The 21,306-nt window shown below is 61.8% G+C and carries 20 protein-coding genes; 8 read left to right on the top strand and 12 right to left on the bottom strand.

The window, feature by feature from the left end:
* Positions 1-132: 132 nt before the first annotated feature.
* Entirely contained in the window at positions 133-342 is a 210-nt protein-coding gene (locus JSS95_09715) for a hypothetical protein (protein MBS1800089.1), read from the bottom strand.
* 27 nt (positions 343-369) lie between these two features.
* A complete protein-coding gene (locus tag JSS95_09710; GenBank protein ID MBS1800088.1) occupies positions 370-645 on the bottom strand; it encodes a hypothetical protein in 276 nt (91 codons plus the stop codon).
* A gap of 61 nt (positions 646-706) precedes the next feature.
* Between JSS95_09710 and JSS95_09705 the strand changes: the two genes are divergently transcribed.
* Both JSS95_09705 and JSS95_09700 read left to right on the top strand, forming a co-directional pair.
* A complete protein-coding gene (locus JSS95_09705) occupies positions 707-1,504 on the top strand; it encodes a hypothetical protein (GenBank protein MBS1800087.1) in 798 nt (265 codons plus the stop codon).
* 231 nt (positions 1,505-1,735) lie between these two features.
* Positions 1,736-4,453 carry a TonB-dependent receptor gene (locus JSS95_09700; GenBank protein ID MBS1800086.1) on the top strand — a complete coding sequence of 906 codons (2,718 nt, stop codon included), beginning with the start codon at positions 1,736-1,738 and terminating at the stop codon, positions 4,451-4,453.
* A 3-nt stretch (positions 4,454-4,456) separates the two neighbouring features.
* On the opposite strand, the gene JSS95_09695 is transcribed toward JSS95_09700, so the two are convergent.
* From JSS95_09695 to JSS95_09685, 3 genes are all read right to left on the bottom strand, one after another.
* Positions 4,457-4,864 carry a VOC family protein gene (locus JSS95_09695; protein MBS1800085.1) on the bottom strand — a complete coding sequence of 136 codons (408 nt, stop codon included), beginning with the start codon at positions 4,862-4,864 and terminating at the stop codon, positions 4,457-4,459.
* Between the two features lie 138 nt (positions 4,865-5,002).
* A complete protein-coding gene (locus tag JSS95_09690) occupies positions 5,003-6,445 on the bottom strand; it encodes a hypothetical protein (protein MBS1800084.1) in 1,443 nt (480 codons plus the stop codon).
* Positions 6,429-7,022 (bottom strand): TetR/AcrR family transcriptional regulator, encoded by a 594-nt coding sequence (locus tag JSS95_09685; GenBank protein ID MBS1800083.1) that lies wholly within the window; start codon positions 7,020-7,022, stop codon positions 6,429-6,431. Before JSS95_09685 ends, JSS95_09690 begins: the two co-directional genes overlap by 17 nt.
* 153 nt (positions 7,023-7,175) lie before the next feature.
* Here JSS95_09685 and JSS95_09680 point away from each other — a divergent pair, with 153 nt between their 5' ends.
* Both JSS95_09680 and JSS95_09675 read left to right on the top strand, forming a co-directional pair.
* A complete protein-coding gene (locus tag JSS95_09680) occupies positions 7,176-7,592 on the top strand; it encodes a VOC family protein (protein ID MBS1800082.1) in 417 nt (138 codons plus the stop codon).
* Between the two features lie 135 nt (positions 7,593-7,727).
* Positions 7,728-8,153: a thioredoxin fold domain-containing protein gene (locus JSS95_09675; protein ID MBS1800081.1), complete on the top strand. Its 426-nt coding sequence runs from the start codon at positions 7,728-7,730 to the stop codon at positions 8,151-8,153.
* 44 nt (positions 8,154-8,197) lie between these two features.
* Here JSS95_09675 and tsaA read toward each other — a convergent pair whose 3' ends face one another.
* The 7 genes from tsaA to JSS95_09640 all read right to left on the bottom strand — a co-directional run bounded on the left by tsaA (position 8,198) and on the right by JSS95_09640 (position 17,796).
* Complete coding sequence (gene tsaA, locus JSS95_09670; GenBank protein MBS1800080.1) at positions 8,198-8,599, bottom strand: tRNA (N6-threonylcarbamoyladenosine(37)-N6)-methyltransferase TrmO; 402 nt, start codon at positions 8,597-8,599, stop codon at positions 8,198-8,200.
* Between the two features lie 23 nt (positions 8,600-8,622).
* Complete coding sequence (locus JSS95_09665) at positions 8,623-9,507, bottom strand: hypothetical protein (protein ID MBS1800079.1); 885 nt, start codon at positions 9,505-9,507, stop codon at positions 8,623-8,625.
* Positions 9,508-9,654: 147 nt separating this feature from the next.
* Positions 9,655-10,638 (bottom strand): endolytic transglycosylase MltG, encoded by a 984-nt coding sequence (gene mltG, locus JSS95_09660; GenBank protein MBS1800078.1) that lies wholly within the window; start codon positions 10,636-10,638, stop codon positions 9,655-9,657.
* A gap of 121 nt (positions 10,639-10,759) precedes the next feature.
* Positions 10,760-13,636 (bottom strand): TonB-dependent receptor, encoded by a 2,877-nt coding sequence (locus tag JSS95_09655; protein MBS1800077.1) that lies wholly within the window; start codon positions 13,634-13,636, stop codon positions 10,760-10,762.
* A gap of 489 nt (positions 13,637-14,125) precedes the next feature.
* The gene (locus tag JSS95_09650) at positions 14,126-15,265 is read right to left on the bottom strand and encodes a hypothetical protein (protein MBS1800076.1); all 1,140 of its coding nucleotides are present in this window, start codon (positions 15,263-15,265) and stop codon (positions 14,126-14,128) included.
* Positions 15,266-15,520: 255 nt separating this feature from the next.
* Positions 15,521-16,123 carry an HPP family protein gene (locus JSS95_09645; GenBank protein ID MBS1800075.1) on the bottom strand — a complete coding sequence of 201 codons (603 nt, stop codon included), beginning with the start codon at positions 16,121-16,123 and terminating at the stop codon, positions 15,521-15,523.
* 2 nt (positions 16,124-16,125) lie between these two features.
* A complete protein-coding gene (locus JSS95_09640) occupies positions 16,126-17,796 on the bottom strand; it encodes a molybdopterin-dependent oxidoreductase (GenBank protein ID MBS1800074.1) in 1,671 nt (556 codons plus the stop codon).
* Between the two features lie 104 nt (positions 17,797-17,900).
* On the opposite strand from JSS95_09640, the gene ruvX reads away from it, so the two are divergent.
* From ruvX to JSS95_09620, 4 genes are all read left to right on the top strand, one after another.
* A complete protein-coding gene (gene ruvX / locus JSS95_09635; GenBank protein ID MBS1800073.1) occupies positions 17,901-18,395 on the top strand; it encodes a Holliday junction resolvase RuvX in 495 nt (164 codons plus the stop codon).
* A 140-nt stretch (positions 18,396-18,535) separates the two neighbouring features.
* Positions 18,536-19,009, top strand: a complete 474-nt coding sequence (locus tag JSS95_09630; protein ID MBS1800072.1) for a transcription elongation factor GreA — start codon at positions 18,536-18,538, stop codon at positions 19,007-19,009.
* A 110-nt stretch (positions 19,010-19,119) separates the two neighbouring features.
* Positions 19,120-19,752 carry a CDP-alcohol phosphatidyltransferase family protein gene (locus JSS95_09625; protein ID MBS1800071.1) on the top strand — a complete coding sequence of 211 codons (633 nt, stop codon included), beginning with the start codon at positions 19,120-19,122 and terminating at the stop codon, positions 19,750-19,752.
* Between the two features lie 308 nt (positions 19,753-20,060).
* On the top strand, positions 20,061-21,185 hold the full coding sequence (locus JSS95_09620; protein ID MBS1800070.1) for a hypothetical protein: 1,125 nt from the start codon (positions 20,061-20,063) through the stop codon (positions 21,183-21,185).
* Positions 21,186-21,306 lie beyond the last annotated feature (121 nt).

Here is a 21,306-nt window from a genome sequence, read left to right as displayed (position 1 = left end):
CGCAAGATCGAAATTTTGTCCTGCCGAAGCAGGCTCAGGCCGCCCGCAGCCTCGTTCCTCCGCAACCGCAGGCAAACCCGCACAGCTCAAAGCAAGTGTGCGGGAATCATACGAGTCCACACCATCGATTGACTACGGACAATTGACGTAGCCGACATGGCCCTGCCAGCCAATTCCGCCCTGGAGCAGGTTTTCGGCCACCCTATTTTTGTCATCCTGAGCGAAGCGCAGCGGAGTCGAAGGACCTGTATTTCTTGCCTCCGCAGGCATTGCTGCTGAAGGAGCTTCGGCTTCGCCCTTCGGGGCTGCGCTCAGGATGACAAAGCGATGTGCAAGACCCACAAATGTATGCAGGCAAAGCTAAAGCCGCTACCGCCCGCCCCAGACGCGCTTGACCCAAAGCCGTCCCAGGTAGACCCAGGCCGCGATCAGCGTCACCGACCCCGCCACCAGCCCGCCCCGCAGGTAGCTCAGGGCGTAGTTCACGGTGCCGTGAAAGGCGGTGTTGTAGAACATGATGCCGACGATCCCCAGAAACGTCGCCAGAAAGAACGCCGCAAACCCTACCGCCGCGCCCATCAGCAGGCTGGCAAACCAGCCCAGTTCGCCTACCGGCGCGCCAAAAAACGTCGCTCTCGTCTCCACCGGGCGGCCACCCCCATCTTCTGTCCGCGATTCCTGCGTCATACAAGTAGAATACTGCCTTATGGCAGATGGTGTTCAGAGCGAAACAGTCAACAGCCTGGTGAAGGCCGCGCAGGTCGCGCGCGAGACCCCCGTGCGCCGCGCCCCCAACGGCGTCGCCTACGCGGCGTTCGGCGATAACTCGCTTGCCGACAACGACCTGGAGCGCATGGTGCAGGCCGTCCCCGTCACCATCGCCGCCGCGCTCTCGCGCAAGGCCTACTACTTTGTGCCGCTGGCCATCTCTGAGCGCCGGTCGGGCGAATCGGCCGACGCCACGCTCATCGCCCCCGCCTACACCACCGAGCTGGGCGACCAGGCCATCTGCCACCGCAACGTCTCGCTCGACGGCGCCGACGGCGTCTTTATCTCCACCCGCCTGCTCTCGGACCGCTTCGCGCTCGCCTTCGAGTTCTTCATCAATGTCGGCCACGCCTTCGTCGATGTCGCCGGCGTCCCCGACAGCTTCCAGCAGCTCGCCTGGTCGCAGGCCCTCTCCGACGTGCGCGGCGAGACCTCGCACGACGCCTGGGAGAACCGCCATCTCTCCCTCGCCGGCGACCGCAGCGCGGGCAAGGCCGAAGGCAAACCCATCGTCGACGAACGCGCCAAGAACATCTTCATCGAGAGCGCCTTCTCCGACGCCGTCGCCATCTACCTGCTTTCACTCTCCATCGACTTCGATTACACCGAGCTCCGCGAGCGCGAGTACCCCCTGCTCGCCCCGCAACCCCTCGCCGACCGCCTGCGCCTCGCCGCCAAGCTCTTCCCGCCCAACCCGGGCTACGAGTTCGCCATCAAGTACCGGCGCAGGGCGTAGCTTCTCCTCACCTCCAGCAAAAGCCCTTGCAACCTCGGCGGCGCAGGGCCGAGGGCCCGTCACATAACAGCCTGGGCCGACAGGCGTAGGTACTTTAGCCATCTCGCCCAGGGAACTTTTCCGCAAAAACACTCGTAGCTGATCTACGTGACCCAATAAGCGTCACGGACACGCGCAATGACTGCGCGGCCCGGTCGCTGCGCGTTTCCCAATCGTCATTTGAGGTGGCTTATGAAGCTTCCCGCTGCCGCAGCCTTCGCTGCGCTTGCGCTCCCCTATGCTCTGGCGCAGGCCCCCTGCCCGCGAAACGCAACCGCGCTTGCAGGGATCGTTCACGATGCAACGCACGCCATCGTTCCCGGAGCTTCGCTCACGCTCGATGGCGGCACACCCGAGATGAGCAGCGGCGATGGACGCTTCCGCTTCAACTGCGTCGCCGAAGGCCCGCATCAACTCTCTGTCTCCGCCGAGGGCTTCGCCACGCAGACGCTCGCGCTCAAGGCGCCGCACACGGCAACGATCGATCTCACCCTGAAGCTTCAGGAGGTCGAGACCAGCCTCGACGTCGACGGCGACGACAGCACTCCGGCGAACAGCGCCGCAGCCAGCGGCCCCACACAGTCCATCTCCGGCAACCGTCTGCAATCGCTCGCCGACGACCCCGACGACCTGCTGCGTCAGTTGCAGCAGCTTGCCGCAGCCGCGGGAGGCAATCCCTCGAACGCCACCATCGCCGTCGACGGCTTTCAGGACTCCAGCAAGCTGCCGCCCAAGAGCTCCATCGCCTACATCAAGGTCAACCCCGACCAGTTCTCCGCCGAGTACCGCGAGCCTCCCTTCGGCGGCGGCCGCGTCGAGGTCTACACCAAACCCGGCCAGCCCACCTTTCACGGCGCACTGTTCATGACCAACGGCAGCCCATGGATGAACGCGCGTGACCCGTTCTCCACCAGCAAGGCCGCGCTGGGCAAACAGCGCTATGGCTTTGAGCTGACGGGCCCCATCCGCAAGAAGGGTTCAGACTTCACGATGACGCTGGAGCATCGCAGCATCGACAACTTCGCCGTCGTCAACGCCATCACGCTCGACGCCAACGGCAACCAGACCAGGACCGTCGCCAACGTCGCGACGCCGCAGCGTCTCTGGATCGGCACGGCGAAGGTCGACTGGCAGCTCGGCGCGAAGAACACCTTCATCGCCAGCTACAGCCCCAACGTCAACCACCTGCGGAACGTCGGCGTTGGAGGAACGTCGCTGCCCGAAGCAGGTTACGACAGCCAGCAGTACGAACACGTCCTCCGCTTCAGCGACGTCACCACAATCTCCGCGCACCTGATGCACGAGGCCCGCCTGAGCCTGAAGTGGGACGGCGAGACCGACAACCCCACCGCCACAGCTCCGGCATTGCAGGTCGCAGGAGCCTTCACCGGCGGCGGTGCAACGCTCGGCCCGCAGCGCCTGCGCGAGCTCGCCACCGAGTACGACGACGACGCCATCCTCACCACCAAAAACCACACGATCAAGGCCGGCATGCAGCTCTGGATCTACCGCGAGCGCCAGCAGCTCACCAACAACTTCAACGGCACATATAACTTTGGCGGAGGCATCGCGCCCGTGCTCGACGCCAACGGCAATCCCACTGGCCAGACACAAACCATCTCTGGCATCGAACAGTACCGCCGCGCTCTCGCTCACCTTCCCGGCGGAACGCCCACCGCCTACAGCAACGTCGCGGGATCGCCGGAGGTCAACTTCACCATCGTGCAGAACGCCTTCTTCGTTCAGGATGACTGGAACGTCGGCCACGGCGTTCACATCGCCTCAGGCCTGCGCTATTTCTGGCAGACGGACCCCACCGTGCTCGGCTCCATCACTCCGCGCATGGGCATCCTCTGGTCTCCCGACAAGAAAAATCGCTGGACCCTGCACGCGCACGGCGGCACGTTCGCTGGACGCTTCAACAGAAACGCGCAATCTGAAGTGCAGCGCCTGAACGGAGTCGACCGCATTGCGAGCACGGTCTACAGCCCCGTCTTCGGCAGTCCGCTCGCAGGCTCGACAGCGATTCACACTGTCCGGCAGTACTCGCCGCATCTCTCGAACCTCACCTGGGGAGCGTGGAACATCGGCGGTACGCGCGTGCTGCCCTTCGGCTTCAACCTCTCGGCCGACTACTACCAGGGCCGTATCTGGAACTACACGCGCTCCAACAACATCAACTCGCCCCTCAACAACAATCCCTACGGCCCGCGTCCCGGAGCCGCGAACCTCAACATCCTCCAGATGCAGCCCAGCGGCCAGGGTCGTGTGAACGCCACCTTCGTTGGCATCGAACAGCACACCATGAAGCGCGTGCAGTTCTTCTTTGGCGGAGTCCGCGTCAACCTGATCGACGATACTGACGACAACGAGTTCTCCACGCCGCAAAGCTCCACCTCCAACGCAGGGGAGTTCGCCCATCGCACCGGCCAGCCCATGTGGAACCTCTTCGGCAACGGCTCCCTCAAGCTGCCCCAGCAGCTTCAGCTCAGCGCGAATTTCAACGCCGGAGGCGATGCGCACTACAACATCACAACCGGCTTCGACAACAACGGCGACGGCAACTTCAATGACCGCCCACGCTATGCCACACCGGGACAAACCGGTGCAATCCAGACGCCTTACGGCCTACTGATCGCCAGCGGAGGCACCGGCGTCTTCCCACGCAACCAGGGCGTCATGCCCTGGACCTTCTATCTCGACACCAACCTGCAGCGCGCCTTCAAGCTCACGCGCAACACCAAGGCCGAGCACCCGCAGACCCTCACCGTCAACCTCCGCTCCGCGAACGTACTCAACCACATGAATGTGAAGTCCGTCGGCGGCGTTCTCGGCTCGCCTCTCTTCGGCACGCCCTACACCGCCGACAACGGCCGCCGCATCGAGGCGGGCCTGCGCTACAGCTTCTGAGATTCACCTTGCTTCAAGATGCTTTTCCCAGGCTTCCTGCTCGGCCTTGCCCCAGTGGCCAATCTCGATGTGGTAGCCATCTGGATCATTCAGATTGATCGTGCCGCTCGGCATATAAGCTGGCCGCTTGATCTCCGACACCGCAACATCACTTGCAGCAAGATGCTCGCGCAATCCGGCGAGATCGGGCGTGTACAGGTAGAAGAGAAATCCCTGCACTCGCGCGTCGATCGACTTCTCTGCGCGCAAAAACATGATGTCGCCGCTTTCGCAGTGCAGCCGTGCCCAACCAATCGGCTTGCAGCCATCGTCGTCAATCAATCGGAAGCCAAGCTGCTCGTAAAACGCAATCGAGCGCTCGATCTCGGCAACATGGAGCATCGGTGTGGAGTGAGCCACTCGTGCAGACATTCAACCCCCTCGTACCTGCACTCACACTATACGACCACCGGGCACATCCGCATCAGAGATGCACAACAGCCATTGCAAGCATCAATGGCGGGTGGCCCATCCTTCAGGCGAGAAACCGTAAACCGCTCGCGCCGAAAGTTACAAGGACACTCTCCGCGGCCTGACAGTCTGCGTCAGCACAAGAACCAGCAGAGCAATCGCCACCCACGCGAACCAGTCGCCCAGCACCTGATACACCGTCCAGTGATGCTCTGCCGGAGCATCGACCAGAAGCGTCGCAAAGGGGGCCGCGCTGCTGCTGGTCTCTCCGAGGATGCGTCCTCTCCAGTCGCTCACGGTCAGGTAACCGCCCTTGGCAGCCCGCGCCATGCTGAAGCCGTCCTCGACGCCGCGCATGACGGACATGTGCCCGTGCCAGGTGCGATCGACCGTGAAGTCCCACGCTGGAACCAACATCAGGCCCACGCCCTCGCGCGCATAACGCCGCGCCGGGTTGGCGAAGTCCATGTCCTTGCAGATGGCCAGGCCCCACAGCTGCTTGTCGCGCGACAGTGTCAACAGCTTCGTTCCCGGCGTCGTCTTCGACTCAAACGGCGGCAGCAGGTGCTCCTTGTAGTAGCCTTCCACCGCGCTGGAGGGCGTATAGACGCGGGCCTCATTGTGCCGCACCCCTCCGTCCGCGGCGATCACACCCGCAACCACCGTGGCGCGCGATCCGTCCGCCAGCGATTGCAGAATCGTGTCGGTCGCGGCCGACTTTCCCGCCACCGTCACGCCCAGCATCTCTGGAATCACCACCGCCTGTGCTCCCCTGACCGTCAGGTCCTCGGCCGCGCGCACATAGTCCCCCATCAGCCGTTCCGTTGGAGCTCCCGGATCGACGATGGCTTCGTGCTGGTCCGAGGCGACCAGACCTACCCGCGTCGTCGCGCCCTCCGGCAGGGCCAGCCTTATCGCGCCCAATGCCACCACTGCAACCGCAACGCAAACGCCAGTCGCTGCCACCCGTTGCGCTGTGTGTCTGTCGCTTGGCCACAGGTGCCATGCAACCGCAACCGCCGACGAGAACAGCAGCAGCACAAACGTCATTCCCCACGGACCTGTGATGGAGGCGAGTTGGAGAAACGGAAGAAACCCGAGCTGCGTGTAAGCGAGACTGAAGGCCGTTCCGTGCGGCGTGGTGAAGTTACGGCTGTACTCAGCCACCACCCACAACGACGGCAGCGCCAACAGGCCGCTCCACACCGCGCCGCGCAGCACCAGCGAGCGGAACAGCAGCACTCCCACGGCAAAGATGATCGCCGCAAACAGATAGATACCCCACCACGTCGACACAGGCATTCGCAGCGTCCCCGTGAAGTAGCTCCACATGCTCACGCTGCCCAGCAGCACTGCGAGCGCTGTCGCGACCGCCGAAGCCCACCACGGACTGCGCAACGCAAACCAGAGCAGCGGCACAAACGCCACCCACATCAGCGGCCACACCGGCTCAAGCCCGTTGCCGAAGTAAAGCATCGCCGACGACGCTGCAATCGCCAGCGCACCCTCGACCAGAAGACGACTCCTAACTGCGGATGCCATTCATGTACCTCCCAAACGACCTGTGACAAAACGCGCGGAACTGCGAGGGCGTCATCGACACACGACCGCCGAGGTAGAGCATCACCAAACCCTGTACCAGCGCGCCGGTCTCGAAGACAATCTCCCACACGTCGTCCTTGGCGAAGTGCGCCGTCTCCATGCCTCGCGCCAGCACCTCGGCGGAGGCGTTCGCCGTCGGCGATCTGCCCGCCTTGAAGTCCTCCGGAAACCGCCGCGCACCTTCACGCTTGGTCAGAAACATCAGCTCGAACAAGCGCGGCTTCTCGAACGCATGGTCCAGGAAGACGTCGAGGATCCTGATCAACTGCCGCTCCGGCTCACCCGTCAGCCGCAGCCTGTTGAGCTTCTCCGACAAACCGGCGAACCCCTCGTCCGCCAACGCATTCAACAGTCCGTCGCGATTGGGGAAGTGCCGGTAGAGCGCCATCGGCGTGATGCCGACCTCCGCCGCCACGCGCCGCATCGTCACGCCTTCGATGCCATCCACGCTCAACAGTTCGCGGGCGGCCGCGATGATCCGTTCTGCCGTCGTTGCCGCTGCTGTCGTCTCAACCATGGTTGCTGTTGTCGTCATGTTTACACTGTATACCACGAAAGTATACGGTGTAGACAAAAATTTTAACCCCGAAACTCCCCCTGCCTCCCAGCCCCGCTGGACTACACTTGTCTCCGCCTCTCCGTGGTGAGAGCTCTCAAACAGGAGCCCGTTATGCTCGCCAACCGTTCCATGCCCAGCAGCACCGTCATCCCTGAACTGGCCTACCCCGATCTCACCCAGGCCATCGACTGGCTCACGAGCGCATTCGGCTTTACGCTGCGCCTCCGCATCGCCGACCACCGCGCCCAGCTCACCATCGGCGACGGAGCCATCGTCATCGTGCAGCACCCGCGCGCCGGCGAGATCACTCCCATCGCGCACTCGCTGATGGTTCGCGTCCCCGACGTCGACGCGCACTACGCCAACGCCGTCGCCCAAGGCGCGCGCATCATCCGCACACCAGAGACCTACCCCTACGGCGAACGTCAGTACACCGCCGCCGACCACATCGGGCGAAGCTGGACGTTCTCCCAGTCCATCGCCGACGTCGACCCACACGACTGGGGAGGGACCCTCGGCACTCTTTAGCCAGACGTCAAAAGGCTCGCTCCAATCCTTCACGCCGGGTGCCCCTGCATGCGGCTCCATCGCATGTGTGGGATATTCGAGCGAAGCTCGAACCGCCTTCACCCAACCCGCATCCAATCACTGGGAGAGAACATCATGCCTCTGATCCGCAACTGTCCGCACTGTGGACAGAAGAACCGCATCCCGGCAGCACACCTTGCCGATACCGGCCGCTGCGGCAGATGCAAGAACGAGCTCGCCCCTATCAACGAGCCCATCGCCGCCGATGTCGCTCTCTTCGATGAGGTCGTCAAAAACGCGCGCGTGCCCGTCCTCGTCGACTTCTGGGCCGAATGGTGCGGCCCCTGTCGCATGGCCGCGCCCGAGGTCTCCCGCACTGCCGCCAACACCGCGGGACGCGCCATCGTGCTCAAGGTGGACACGGAGAAGAACCACGAGCTCTCGGCCCGCTACAACGTGCGCGGCATCCCCAACTTCGCCGTCTTCAACGCGGGCAAGCTGGTCTCGCAGCAGGCGGGGCTCGTAGGCCACCAGCAGATGGAAGCCTGGCTCAACATCTGAAACGTTATCCCGCGCGGTCGAAGTGGCAAATGCGGCCACGAGGGTCAGCGGCCGCATTCGCCTTTCAGGACTGGCTTAATGTCCAGGACCGGGGTGCTCTCAATAGCCTCGATCGCGTCGACGTACACGAGAGCTCCTTCGAGCTTCACAATCGTCGCGCGGTGCAGGCCGATGGGGTTTGGTCGATCGGGTGAGCGCGTAGCGAAGACGCCCGTAAGCGGATTTCGCGGATCGGAGCGCGGATGGACCTTGAGGGTGTCGCGGTCCGCCTCATGCAGCCAGGTCAATATCCATATCTCGTCGCCTGGCCGGAGTCCTTCGATGGCATGACTGAACGCGGGAAGGACCTCAATCGCGGCAGCAGGCGCCTGCTCCGCAGCCTGGCGCGGAGCATTCTTGCGTTCTTTGAGCGAGGAGCGAATGTGGCCAACAGGGGCTAGGTTCATCGTCGCTCCACCTGACGATCCGCCTACTTCAGCGTCTCGACGTTGATGCCTTCCGGGATCTTCAACTCAAACTGGTCGTCGTCGAGGTGGCCGTTCAATGTCAGCTTGGCGATGTTGATCGTCAGCGAGTAGTGGTCGCGCGGCCGCTCGATCACGATGGTCGAAGGAAACGGGGTTGTCCCGTAGAACTGGTAGTTCGAGTAGTAGGCCTTGGTGATGACCTTGCCGTCGGCGTCGTAGATGTCCTGCTGGTAGGGCAGCAGGTCGATGGAGTTGATGTGGATCACACGAATCGTGTTCACCGTGCGGTCCGACCCGTCGGGCTTGCTCAGGATCTGCACCGCATAGGCAGGCTCTTCGATCAGGTCTTTCTTCTTCTTGCCGCTCTCGATCACGCGAATGTCGGTGGTCATCGAGAGGATCTGGTTCTCCCCGGGCCCCTGGATGAACATGGAGTCGAAGATCACCTCGGGGCGCAGGTTCTCCAGCCCGTTCTTCGAGGTCGTGGTCAGCGTGTTCGAGCCGACGATCGCCCGCTTGCGCGGAGGAATGTAGAGCTTGAAGTTGCTGCCATCGGAGACCATGTCCAGTGCCTGGGTTCGGACGACAGGCAGCAGCAGCAGGACGCGCAGGAACTCCGGCTTGCGCATGAGGATGTAACCGGAGAAGGCGAGGGACTGCGTCTCCTTGCCCTGAAGGCCACCCCCCGTCGTCGCGGAGATCTCAACCGAGGCGTTGAACGTATTGATGGAGTTGTAACGGGTGTTAATCTGACTCGCCATCGAATCGAGCGACGTGCTCATAATCACGTCGGCCACGCGCGTCTTGGGAACGATGCGAGTGTGACTGAGACATCCGGTCAGCGCAGGCAGAACAGCCACGGTCGCCAACGCTAAGGCTTGTCGTATCTTCATTTCCACGAAGTTTTAGTATATCCGTCCCGGGAATTCTGCTATGCCTGCCACGGTATATAGATGAGAGACAGGGGTTTAGGGTTCTTCAAAAAATTTCTTTGATCGCTTGCGCTTCCACATAGGCCCCTCCCCCTCGACAGGTCAGCGTTGCTGCGCCTTGCGGTAAGCGGTCACATTCTGGTTGTGCTCCTTCAGGTTTGCGGCGAAGCGGCTGTGGCCCTGGGCATCCGATACGAAGAACAGGTAGTCGGTCTGCGCCGGATGAATCGCCGCGCGGAAGGCGGCCATCCCGGCGTTGGCAATCGGGCCGGGGGGCAGGCCTGCGTGGACGTAGGTGTTGTACGGCGACGGGTTCTTCAGGTCCGAGGCGTAGATGGTTCCGCGCCAGCGATTGTCGAGCAACGCGGCGTAGATGACGGTGGGGTCGGTGGCGAGGGGGATGTTTTTAGCCAGCCGGTTGACGAAGACCCCGGCCACCAGCGGCCGCTCGGCGTCCTGCGAGACCTCTTTTTCGATCAGCGAGGCCATAATGACGGTGCGGTTGGCCTCTGGTCCGGCGAGGTTCAGCTCATGGGCCGCCTGGCGGAACCTGCGCACCATCGCCGCAAGAATGGTCGCGGCCGGGGTATGCCGCGCGAAGTGATAGGTGTCGGGGAAGAGGTAGCCCTCTAACGAGACGGGAGGGTGGGACGGGTCGGCCCACTCGGCGATCAGCTCCGTGTGTCTGCGTTCGGCGGCCAGAAAGTCGTCGCGCTGTCCGAGGCCAGCGTCCTGAATGGCCTGCGCGATGTCGAAGATGTTGTACCCCTCGGGGATGGTGATGCCAATGGTGTAGATGTCACCCTTGACGATGCGGCGATAGACCTCGGTCATCGGCACAGCATGGTCGAAGCGGTACTCACCGGCCTTCAGAGTGCCCTTCTCATAGAGCCGCAACGCCTGGAAGACGTACTTGTTGCGAATGACCCCTGCCCTCTCAAGCTGCTCGGCCATGGCGGCGGTCGGGGTGTGTGGCGCGATCTCGATAAAGGTCTCGGCGGAGGGGCCGAAGGGCGTGGTCGCGAGATAGTACGCACCGCCAGCAGCAATGAGGAGAAGGAGGAGCAGGACGGCGAGGAACTTCAAAGGGGGAGAGCCTCCGTTGAGGGTTATTGTAGAGCGGCTGTCCCTGCCGTTCTGACTGAAATGAAGGCATGAACAAGTTGAAAGACCTCACCATGAGGCAGACCGGTTGATCGACCCGCGGTCAGAACTCGTAGTCGAGCGAGAACTGGACTCTGCGGGCGGTCGATGTGGCGATGGGGCTGGCAAAGCTCTGTGACGGTTGGACTTCTGAGCCAAAAGCCGTGTTCAGCAGCGACACATTGCGATGGTTGAGGAGGTTGAAGGACTCGGCAACGACGTCAAAGTGACCGCCGGCTATGGGAAACATCTTCAAGACACGCAGGTCGACATCGACTCGGATAGGGCTGGAGAGCGAGTTTCTTGCATATCCGCCGGGTCGCGTGACGAAGGGAAGGATGTGCTCGCGACTACTGTCGAGTCCCGTAAGCGGGCTGGCACGAAATCCGCTTGAGATGCTGATGATGGGAGCGAACTCTAGTCCGGTAAGAGCTTTCATGAGGGGGCCGGGGTTGGCATTTTTTTCTGCGTCCAGAGGATCGCCAAGATCGGGGCCGATGAGCCATAGGCCGCTCAAGGTAAACCGGTGACGCTGGTCCTGGAGGGAGAGGGCTCGCTCATCGCGGAGGACATAAGGATTTTGCGGCTGCTCGGTGTCGGATGAGGCGTCGTCGATGGTCTTTGAGAAGGTGTAACCGGCGAGAACCTGAAGATCGTCCTGAAACTGTCGGTTGAGTGTGATGGTGGCTCCGTTGTAGGAAGAGTGAGCAGAGGTCGCGAACTGATTGATGGCGTCGAAGGCAGGATTGATGCGGGCTGGCGTAAATGCTGGCCGCCCGAGTTGCTGCGGAGTTGGGGAGGAGATGCCGGCTGAAGCGGCGTTCGCGGTGGTCAACAGGACAGGTGGGGCAAGGTTGATGTTGGTGGTGCGGCCCAGCCTGATGCCGTGGACGGACTGATATTCGCCGGTCAGCGTGGTTTGCAGGGGAAGAGCCTGCTCGATGCTGAAGGAGGCGACTTCGCTGTAGGGGGTTCGCAGGCCGGGTTGTGCGCGCCAGATGCTGGGAGCGACGCCGGGCAAGGCGTCGGAGGAGATGGTGCCGCTGCGGAAGATGGACGCGGCAGCCTTGTCCTCGACGATCTGGCTGAAGCTGCGGTTGCCATCGAATTCGAGCAGGCGATTGATGATTGCAAGCTGGAAGCGGTCGTAGAAGATGCCAAAGCCGGTACGCACGACCATCGACTTCCACGGTGTCCAAGCCAGACCGAGGCGAGGACTGAAGTTCAGGGCGTCCTGCGGCAAGGACGATGGCAGACGGTTGTATTCGTAACGGATGCCGTAGTCGAGGGTCAGCGAAGAGGAGTTGGTCCAGTGGTCCTGTGCGAAGCCGGCGAATCGCACCTCGCTTAGATTGGTGTTGAAGTTGCCGAAGCTCTGCGAAAAGAAGTCTGCATTGCCCGCCTGAAGCGCGGCCAGGCCGGCGAAGGCGAAGAAGCCCTGAGATCCGTCGGTGACGCGGGTTCGCAGGGCGACGCGATCGGCGCGTCCTCCAAACTGAAACAGGTGGTTGCGCCGTTGCAGCGAGATGGAGTCTGCGAACTCCAGATGCGTCTCAAAGCGGCGGTCATTGCCGGAGTATGGCGTTCCCAGGAGGGCGACGCCAGGGATGAGGATTCCGGGGCCGGAGGCCTGGTTGGTTTTTTGTACGGCGCGGCGTTGCGCGAGCTCAAAGCTCAGCTTGTTGAGAAGCGTGCTGCTGAGGGTTGAGGTCAATGTTCCGTTGAGGCTGTTGTCGGAGAAGAACGAGGAGCCTCGTGCTGTCCAGTCGGTGAGCTCGTCGGTGTGAAAGGCGTCGTTGACGTTACGGGTATTGGTGAAGGCGTAGCGCAGCATGACGGCTTGGCGTGTTGTCAGAGTCCGGTCGATGCGGCCGGAGAGCTCGGTCTCCTGATCGGTTGTCGGAAAGAAGCCGCTGCGGAGAGTGAGATTCGGCAAAGAGCCGTATTGTTTCAGCGCCGCATTGATGGCGTTGAGCGTGGAGGGTTTGAGATCGTTGGTATCCTCTCCGCGGGAGAGCTCGTGTTCGGCGGCGACGTAATAGAACATCCTGTCGCGCTGGATGGGGCCTCCGAGTGCGGCGCCGGCGCGGACCCGGCTCTCGTCCGGCTTATAAGGATTGAGGCCGAGCGGAGGTGTTCCATTCAGGGCGCCATTCTGTACGAAGGCGAACGCATCTCCGTGAATGCGATTCAGTCCGGAGCGCGTCTGGACGTCGATGGAGCCACCGGCGCCTCCGCCTGACTGCGCCGAGAAACCGTGATTGACGATCTGGAAGTCGCTGATGGCTTCCGGCGAAAGCTGCGTGCGACTTCCGCCACTGTACTCATCGTTGTCATTCACCTCGTCAAGGTAGACAGCGTTGCTACCCGGACGGAGCCCACTGAAACTGAAGCTCCCGGTGCTTTGAACCAGGCCTTGCTGTAGCAGAGCAGGATTGGCAGCAGCGACCTGTGGAGAGAGGAGAACGAAGTTGAGGTAGTTTCGGCTGGGTATGGGAAGTTCTTCGACGCGGTCGCGGTCGATGTTGACGACGGAGGAGGTTTGCGAGGTATCGAAGCTGAGAGGAGCGGCACTGACGGTCACGGTCTGTTGCGTGCCGGCGATGGTGAGCTGAATGGAAAGATGGGTCGTCCGCCCCACCGCAACGATGACCGGAGACTCTTCGTGCGCTGCGAATCCGGCGGAGACTGCGCGGAGGGTATAGCTTCCGCTGGGAAGCTCCTTGATGAGGAACGATCCATCTGCGGAGGACGAGGCCGTATGCGCTGGGCCGTCCATGCTGGCCAGCGTTACGGTCGCTCCAGAGACAGGATTGCCGTCCAGCGCAGACACTGTCCCGTTGACGGTGCCGGTACTGCTTGCCTGTGCCGCGCAAACGATGGAGGAAGCTGCCCATACTATGGGCAGAACCCAATGACGAAGGGCCTTTGAAGCTGACATTCATCAATCTCCGGAAAATGATCGCGGTCTGCGCGTCGATGCGCAGGTACAAGCGATGCGGATGTGCCAGCGGCACATCCGATGAGGGCGCGTTAACCGCAGATCAGATTCGGAGTGGAGTTAGATTGGGGGGAAGAAAGACGCTGACTGCCGACTGTGACCCAGAAAACATCTTCTCATCGTCCAGAGACGGAACGATCGGCCCCAAAACGAGCCTTATGCGTAATGATCGTGCTGCCATGAGCATGCACACCACCAGAATGAGACACAGGACGACTGCGAGCGCAAAGACTCCAAACTCTGTGTCGTTCGCGAGTCCCTGGACGTCCCAACTGTCAAAGAACTCTGCAAGAGGCGCAAGAAACATCACCAGCAGGAAAAGCAACGTTCCGGACTGGAGGAGACGCCTCATGCGGCAATGATACTTGACGCTGGAGCTTGTGTCGCAGCAGCCACTTTCCGTAGTCGCCTTCAATCACCGTACTAGCATCAGCGTGCCGTTGTGGTCTTCCATTCAAGAGAAGTGTCTTCGAAGAACTCGTTGATGGGGTTTTCCTTCGGCACGTAGCGCTTGAAGAGTGCGGGGACCTGGCGGGCGACGAGGTTGTCGCGCATGACGAAGAGGTCGGTGCACTTTTCCTGCACGAAGGAGTGGCTCATCGAGTGCGAGGTGCCTCCCTCGAAATACAGGCGGCGCGTCCCGCATTTCAGCTCGTGCTCGACCAGGAAGCAGCGCATGACGGTGCCCAGCGAGTAGGGCTTCATGTCGTTGCGGTTGATCTGCCAGAACATCTCCATGTTGCGATCGGCGTGCAGACCGCCGACGAGCGAGAGCCAGCGGCCGTCACGATCGCGCAGGCCCGACAGAACCGGCTGCTTCAGCTCTCGGAAGGAGTCGTACTTCCATCCCGCGATCTCGCCGGTTGAAGGGTAGGAGGAGATGCGGTTCAGCGCAAGGAAGTCCTCGCGGGAGATCTCAACCTCGGGTACAAACTCGCAGCCAAGGTCCTTTTCGGCGCGGCGGCGATAGTAGCGGAGATGATTTCTCGTCCGCGAACCCATCGTCGCCAGCGTCTCCTCGAAGGTGCTTTTGAGCTGGAGGTATCCGGCGATCACACGCTCGCGGGTGGCCCATCGCAAACCGTAACCGGAGCCTTTGAGCAGTTCAGTCAGGGCCTGGCCGTCGTGGCGGAAGGTCAGCAGGATCGACTGCGCGCCGTGGTCGAGCAATGAGCGGCAGACGAGCTGGGCGAACTGCGAGCTGTCGATTGCCGCCGGAACCAGCGTGCGACGGCCTGTGTTGTCGAACGAGGTGAAGATGCGCATGCCGAGGCCGGCGATGCGGTGCTCGTAGAGCAGCATTCCGGCCTGCGCCTTGATGACGGACGGCTCGGTACCGAGGCCTCCGGCGAGCATGACCATGCAGGGAGACTTCCGGCGAATGTCCAGCCAGGAAAGAAAATATCCAAGGTCATCCAGCGCGCCAGGCATGCCGCAGTAGCGGCCGAGATCGGTCAAGGCCGGCTGCATACGGAGGATCGAAGCCGAGTCACGCAGGATGTGAGTCGATGCAGGGCTCCCGGAAGACAGAGAGAACCTGTTGGACAGATTGAGTACAGCAGAAGACATGCAGAGAGTCCCTGAACATTTTTTTATTTTTTCGCAAGCGTCAAGGGGTTGCTCTGCTTTTAGCCTTTGGCAACTAGACCTATGTTCGACCCAAACCGCTGCAAACGGTATACATCGTTAGGGTTATGAGGCCGCTTTCGGTACCGCCGGGTACAGGTACAATTTTAGACTTTTTAGCGAGCGCAAGACGAAGTGCTGAGATTCATCGCTACGCTCAGACAAACGGCTCAGCCACCCCACTGACCCACTTTCCCATTACTGCTTGCGCCATCTCCATAGCGGGTAGGGTAGACCGGCGAGGTGGTTCAGCACCCATGCCTGCACAGTGAGCAGCACGACGGCGATCTCGATGACGACGAGGTAGCGCGGCTCCGACAAAATGCCGAGGGCGACGATCAGCGTGGTCGCCCCCGCCGGGGGATGGTTGATGGAGAAGCCCGCCATGAACGCTCCGGTGAGCGAGAGCGCAAGCGCAGCGGCAAAGATTCGCGGCCAGTAGATGCCATGGACCGTCGCCTGCGAGAAGGTGTGCATCCCTGTGATCCAGAAGGCGCCAAAGCCCGCAAGCAGGCCGATGGCGTGGCCGAGTACGGCGTTGCGCGGGCAGGAGGCTTCTGCGAGCGGAGAGAAGAAGAAGAGGAACGCCGTCGGACCCAGCGAGGGAAAGACGAACGGGCTGTGGGTCAGCTCGCCCAGCAGCGCCAGCAGGGCGATGGTGATGAAGCCGTTGATGAAGACGTAGGCCGACCACACCGCCTTCTCCGGAAAGTGCTTCAGCAGGAAGGGCAGCCGCAGCCGTTCCAGTAGAACGGCGACGTGGCCGAAGTCGTTGCTGTTTGTTCCTTTGCCGTTCGCCATGTTCACAGGTTGGGCAGCAGGTCGAAGTACTCGTCGTCTTCATTCTTGCCGCCTTCACCCTTGCCGACAACCTTTTCCGACTCGACGAACTCGATGCGCTCGATCCACTTGACCATCTTGTAACCGAGCTGGTCGTCGACGCGGAGGCGGAGGGGCGCGCCATACTCGTCGGCGAGCCGCGCGCCGTTCATCTCGTAGGCGAGCATGGCTCCCGGCTTCAAAATGCTGGCGATGGCCTGGGTGTCGTAGTAGCCGCCGCCAAAGAGCGCGGGGCCAAAGGAGTAAAAGGCGATGGTCTTCGCCGAGGGCAGCGGCCGCGCCAGCTCGACGATCTTGCTGAGCGGAATGCCTCCCCACCCGGCGATGCCCGACCATCCCTGAATGCAGTGGTGCATGGTAACCGTCTCGCTGCGGCCGATCTCTTCCATCTGTTCGAGCGACAGCTCCAACGGATTTTCCACCAGGCCGCCGACCTTCAGGCGGAAGTCGCGAAAGCCGCCGGCCTTGAGCGCGAGCCAGTCTTCGCGCACCGGCAACATGCCGTTGGGCCACATGTGCGGGGAGACCTGCTCGCGCGTGTAGGTCTGCACCGGGTCGAGGCGGTTGAGCGTCGCCAGCCAGAGCGGCAGCGAGATGGCCTTGTTGAGGTGCTGGACGCGACGCGGATGTCTCCACGCAACCTGATGCGCAGCCACCCACACCAGCACGACGACCGCAATGCCGGTGAGGCCAAGCCACATGCCGAGCGTGGTGGGCTCGTCCTTGCCCAGGACGATGTGGTTCATATTGCGGACGAAGCCGGTGAGCACGATGAGCGTAACGTGGACGACGAGGAAGCACGCGAAGCCCACCATCATGAGGAAGTGGATCGAACGCGCCGACTGGCGTCCGCCGAAGAGCTTTGCGAACCACGGAGCGCGGTTGACCAGCGCCGGCGACATGCACATCCCGGTCATGATGGAGATGGGCGCCATGATGAAGACGGTCGCAAAGTACGCAAGCTGCTGGAGCGCGTTGTAGCCGTAGAAGCCGTTCGGCTCCGGCGGCAGGGTGAAGGTGGCGTAGTGGACGAAGGTCGCCCAAGCCTCGGCGAAGATAGCCGGTGAGGTGGGGACGAGGCGCAGCCACTGGTCAGTCGTCAGCAGCCCGATGACGAAGACGATGCCGGTGAGGATGAAGCCGTAGACGTTGAGGAAGTGCCACGACCGCGCCATGCCGATGGTGTGCTTGTAGCCGGGAAGTCCAAGCAGGGGCGAGATGTAGCGCGCATCGTCCTTGGCGGTCCAGCGCTTGCCGACAGGAACCCTGAGGGGCGTGAAGCGGATCCACTCCGTGTTGGGGGTGCAGTCGTCGTTGAAGTAGAGCCGGGGGTGGTCGGCCAGGATGGAGAGGCCGCTGCGGATGAGCATGGTGAGGAAGAGGAAGTTGAAGAAGTGCGTCCAGCGGATCCAGCCGGGGAAGCCGTGCGGGCCGCTGATCTTGCCCTGGTCGAGCGCCGCGTTGATGGCGATGTGCGGCATCCCGAAGGCCAGCCGCTGGATCCATGCGGCGACGACCAGTGCCACCACGATCGCCACCAGTCCATAGATAAAGCCCGGCTTGATCCACAGGCGGTGGCGGCGATCGTCCGGGTAGTAAACCTTGCGGTGCACCTCATCGGCAAACTGAATCATGCTCGTCCTCCCAGACTGGTGCCGGCATACGGTTGATTTTTCGCAGTAAGAGTAACAAGCCTCCGGAGTTGTGCGGGATGACTTAAGGCATAAACTTGAGAACCATGCAGGAAGAATCGACCCATGAAGACGCTGGAGCGGTGCCGGGTCCGCTGCCGGGGGGAGGGGGACCTCCCCGGGTCCTCGGCTTCGATGTGGGGGACCGCCGGATCGGCATTGCCATCTCAGACCCGCTGGGGTACACGGCCCAGCCTCTGCTGACGCTGCACCGGACGAACCGCCGGGCGGACATGAAGTCCGTGGGCAGGCTGTTGCGGCGGCATGGGGTGGGCGAGGCTGTGGTCGGCAACCCTCTCTATATGTCGGGGGACGTCAGTCCGCAGGCGTTGAAGGCGCAGGCGTTCGCGGACGAGCTGCGGGCGGAGTTCGGGGTGATGGTGCATCTTTGGGACGAGCGGCTGACGACGACCCAGGCCCACCGGCATCTGGACGAGGCCGGGCATGGCGGCCGCCAGGAGCGGAAGGGGATCATCGACCAGGTGGCTGCCGTGTTGATTCTTCAGAGCTTCTTGGATGCCCGGAGAATGGCCGGCCGCTGAACCGGGCCTCATCGTGTGCGAAAAACGCCCGTCAGCATCGTATAATAGTATTTTCACCCCCATGCACGGATGCGAGCACGGGTGTAACAGACCCGGGGCGGAATCCGTGGTCAATTTAAATGGGAAGGCGGTAAAGCTCAATGCCAGAACAGATCATGAAACGGCTCCAGGAGGAGATCAAGCAGCTTGAGTATGAGCTGACGACCGAGCTGCCTGCCGAGATTAAAAAGGCCGTCGCCCTGGGTGACCTGAGCGAGAACGCCGAGTACCACATGGCCAAGCAGCGCCAGGTCTTCGTGAACGCGCGCCTGGGCCAGCTCAAAAAGCGCATGGGCGAGCTGGCGCTGGTGAACCTGACCAACATCCCCCACGATAAAGTCGGCTTCGGCGCGACAGTAACCGTCTTCGATACCTCGAAGGACGAGGAGCTGGTCTACAAGCTGGTGACCAGCGAGGAGTCGGATGTGGCCAAGGGACTGATCTCCACGACGTCGCCGATCGGCCGCGCCATACTGGGCAAGCAGGTGGGGGACACAACCACCGTGGTCACCCCGAACGGCAAGCGCGAGCTGGAGATTCTGAAGCTGGTGACGATTCACGACGCTACGGAGTAGTAACCTCAGGGGCTGAAGCCCCTTCCCCTCTGCCGGGTGCGGCACGGCTAAAGCCGTGCCCTTAACAATACTGAGTTGCGGTGGAGAGCTAAACTGGTAGACAGCAAGAAATGACCTGGACAAGTGCATTCGGAAAGGGCAGCGGCTGGCTGCTGCAGAAGATCGTCAACGGGCTTGCGTTGTCCCGCATCTCGCCGAACACGCTTACCTTCATCGGCCTGATCATCAACATCATCGCGGCGCTGTTCTTCGGCTTTGCGCGTGGGCCGCACTCGAACCGCATGTTCTTCTATGCCGGGCTGATCATCATCGGCGCCGGTATCTTCGACATGGTGGACGGGCGCGTGGCTCGCGCGACCAACCAGGTCTCGGTCTTCGGCGCGTTCTTCGACTCGGTGATCGACCGCTACTCCGATGTGGCGATCTTCTTCGGCCTGCTGGTCTACTACGCTCGCGGCAACCGCCTGTTCTACGTGGGGCTGGTGGCGTTTGTGATGACGGCGTGCCTGATGGTGAGCTATACCCGCGCCCGCGCCGAAGCCCTGATCGGCACCTGCAAGGTCGGGTTTATGGAGCGGCCGGAGCGCATCGTCTGCGTCATTCTTGGAGCCCTAGGCAACAAGTGGGGAGTGATGGCGGCAGCGCTGTGGGTGCTGGCCGTCTTCTCGACCATCACGGTCATCCATCGCATTCGCTACACCTACCTGGAGACGGAGCGCCGGAAGCTGACCGCGGCGCAGTAGGGGTAACCGCAAAATATCTTGAAGTATCGACACAGGGTTCGCGCTCTCCGCGCGAATTGCTGCGAAGATGGTGCATTCCTCTCCAGGAAGATGAATGGAAACAATAACTTCGGAGTGGGCGGCTGAGTTCAGCCGTGCTTGATGGCAATTCGTTATCTCTCGTTCACATTGTCTGCGCACGAATCGCGTGTAGTATGTCTCCAGCGTTCGCTGTACGCACGCGGGCCCCTCTCACGACATTTTGTTCCACGTTGCAGCAAATTTTCTGCCTGAACTAATTCGTCCGAGAGTTGAGTATGCATTCCGCCGTGTTTGAGAGATCACGCGATCTTGTCTACCCAGAGACGAAACCCTATGCCCCGCATATTGTGCGCGGAGCCGATTCCATTCTGCGCATGTCGACGCGACTGATGGAGCTTTGTGCGAAGAGCGGTCAGCCCGGTGCTATGGACGATCTGAATTACTTCCTGTCCCGGCCGCAGATTCGAAAAAAGACTCCGTGTGTGATCGCAATGTCTGCGGGTGCGCAGGAGATGATGGGCGACCTGGATGCCGCAGTTCTTTTGTACGAGCACCAGATGAGCGGCCGCGGCCTTCGTATCTTCGCGACGGATGACACGACGGGGCGCAGAACGCTGGTATCCGCCCCTTTGCTGCGATCGCGCTTTGCACTTGCAGCGTGCCACACGTTGCTGGCGCAGGGAGCGCAGTGCGTTCTGCTCTCATTTCGTCACGATGAGACTTGTATCGACGCGGCGCTGGCGGAGATTCTGGCGGACTCAGGGTATGGATGCCGCTGGGCAAGTCGCGAGCGCGAGATCGCCGGGCATCTTCCATTCGAATCGACCCTGGATGCAACGCTGGCACAGATGGGAGCACGGACTCGCAATCACCTTCGCTACTACCGCAAGAAAGCAGAGCAGCAGATGGGATGCGTCTTCGTGCCTGTGGCGAAGATCTCGCGCGAAGACCTTATTGCGCTTAACCGCATCTGCGCTTACCCGGTGCCGGACGATGTTGCGGCGTGGCGCTACGACTCGCTAAGCATTTTGAAATCGCCGCTGCTGTATGGACTTCGCGACTGCGACGGGCGCTGGCTGAGCCTGATCGGCGGCAGGCACTCGAACGGCAACATGGAGATGTACTGGCAGATGAATCGCGACGATATACCGTCGCAGTCGATCAGTACGGCGATGCGCGCGTTTCTGATCGAACACGAGGCTAAGCAGGGAACACGGCGGCTCTATGTGGAGGGAGGGACAACGCACTCGATGAGTCATGCCTTTGTTCGCGAGAAGGTAACCGACCTTATCGTGCTGCGGCAGTCTCCAATTGCGCGCATCATTCCCGCGCTGGTCAAACGCTTCCTGCCGCCGGAGAATATGCTGCTCCAGGTTCTGGAGGACAATGCGCTGACATGGAACCGGATTTGATGCTTCACCCCTGAGTATTTCCTCATAGGTGTAGTTCCTGCTTTCAGGGCCAAAGGCCCGCCAACATACCAGCCTAGGCCGAAGGCCTAGGCTTACAGGCCGTAGATCATCCAGAGCGCTG

The sequence above is a fragment of the Acidobacteriota bacterium genome (assembly GCA_018268895.1).
In the GTDB taxonomy this organism is placed as follows: Bacteria; Acidobacteriota; Terriglobia; order Terriglobales; family Acidobacteriaceae; genus Edaphobacter.
This window is presented reverse-complemented; position numbering and strand designations above follow the sequence as displayed.

What these genes read in the sequence shown, in the direction of transcription:
- JSS95_09705 (MBS1800087.1), top strand. Translation starts at nt 707, where the DNA reads ATGGCAGATGGTGTTCAGAGCGAAACAGTCAACAGCCTGGTGAAGGCC.
- JSS95_09700 (MBS1800086.1), top strand. Translation starts at nt 1,736, where the DNA reads ATGAAGCTTCCCGCTGCCGCAGCCTTCGCTGCGCTTGCGCTCCCCTAT.
- JSS95_09695 (MBS1800085.1), bottom strand. Translation starts at nt 4,864, where the DNA reads ATGTCTGCACGAGTGGCTCACTCCACACCGATGCTCCATGTTGCCGAG.
- JSS95_09690 (MBS1800084.1), bottom strand. Translation starts at nt 6,445, where the DNA reads ATGGCATCCGCAGTTAGGAGTCGTCTTCTGGTCGAGGGTGCGCTGGCG.
- JSS95_09685 (MBS1800083.1), bottom strand. Translation starts at nt 7,022, where the DNA reads ATGGTTGAGACGACAGCAGCGGCAACGACGGCAGAACGGATCATCGCG.
- JSS95_09680 (MBS1800082.1), top strand. Translation starts at nt 7,176, where the DNA reads ATGCTCGCCAACCGTTCCATGCCCAGCAGCACCGTCATCCCTGAACTG.
- JSS95_09675 (MBS1800081.1), top strand. Translation starts at nt 7,728, where the DNA reads ATGCCTCTGATCCGCAACTGTCCGCACTGTGGACAGAAGAACCGCATC.
- tsaA (MBS1800080.1), bottom strand. Translation starts at nt 8,599, where the DNA reads ATGAACCTAGCCCCTGTTGGCCACATTCGCTCCTCGCTCAAAGAACGC.
- JSS95_09655 (MBS1800077.1), bottom strand. Translation starts at nt 13,636, where the DNA reads ATGTCAGCTTCAAAGGCCCTTCGTCATTGGGTTCTGCCCATAGTATGG.
- JSS95_09650 (MBS1800076.1), bottom strand. Translation starts at nt 15,265, where the DNA reads ATGTCTTCTGCTGTACTCAATCTGTCCAACAGGTTCTCTCTGTCTTCC.
- JSS95_09645 (MBS1800075.1), bottom strand. Translation starts at nt 16,123, where the DNA reads ATGGCGAACGGCAAAGGAACAAACAGCAACGACTTCGGCCACGTCGCC.
- JSS95_09640 (MBS1800074.1), bottom strand. Translation starts at nt 17,796, where the DNA reads ATGATTCAGTTTGCCGATGAGGTGCACCGCAAGGTTTACTACCCGGAC.
- ruvX (MBS1800073.1), top strand. Translation starts at nt 17,901, where the DNA reads ATGCAGGAAGAATCGACCCATGAAGACGCTGGAGCGGTGCCGGGTCCG.
- JSS95_09630 (MBS1800072.1), top strand. Translation starts at nt 18,536, where the DNA reads ATGCCAGAACAGATCATGAAACGGCTCCAGGAGGAGATCAAGCAGCTT.
- JSS95_09625 (MBS1800071.1), top strand. Translation starts at nt 19,120, where the DNA reads ATGACCTGGACAAGTGCATTCGGAAAGGGCAGCGGCTGGCTGCTGCAG.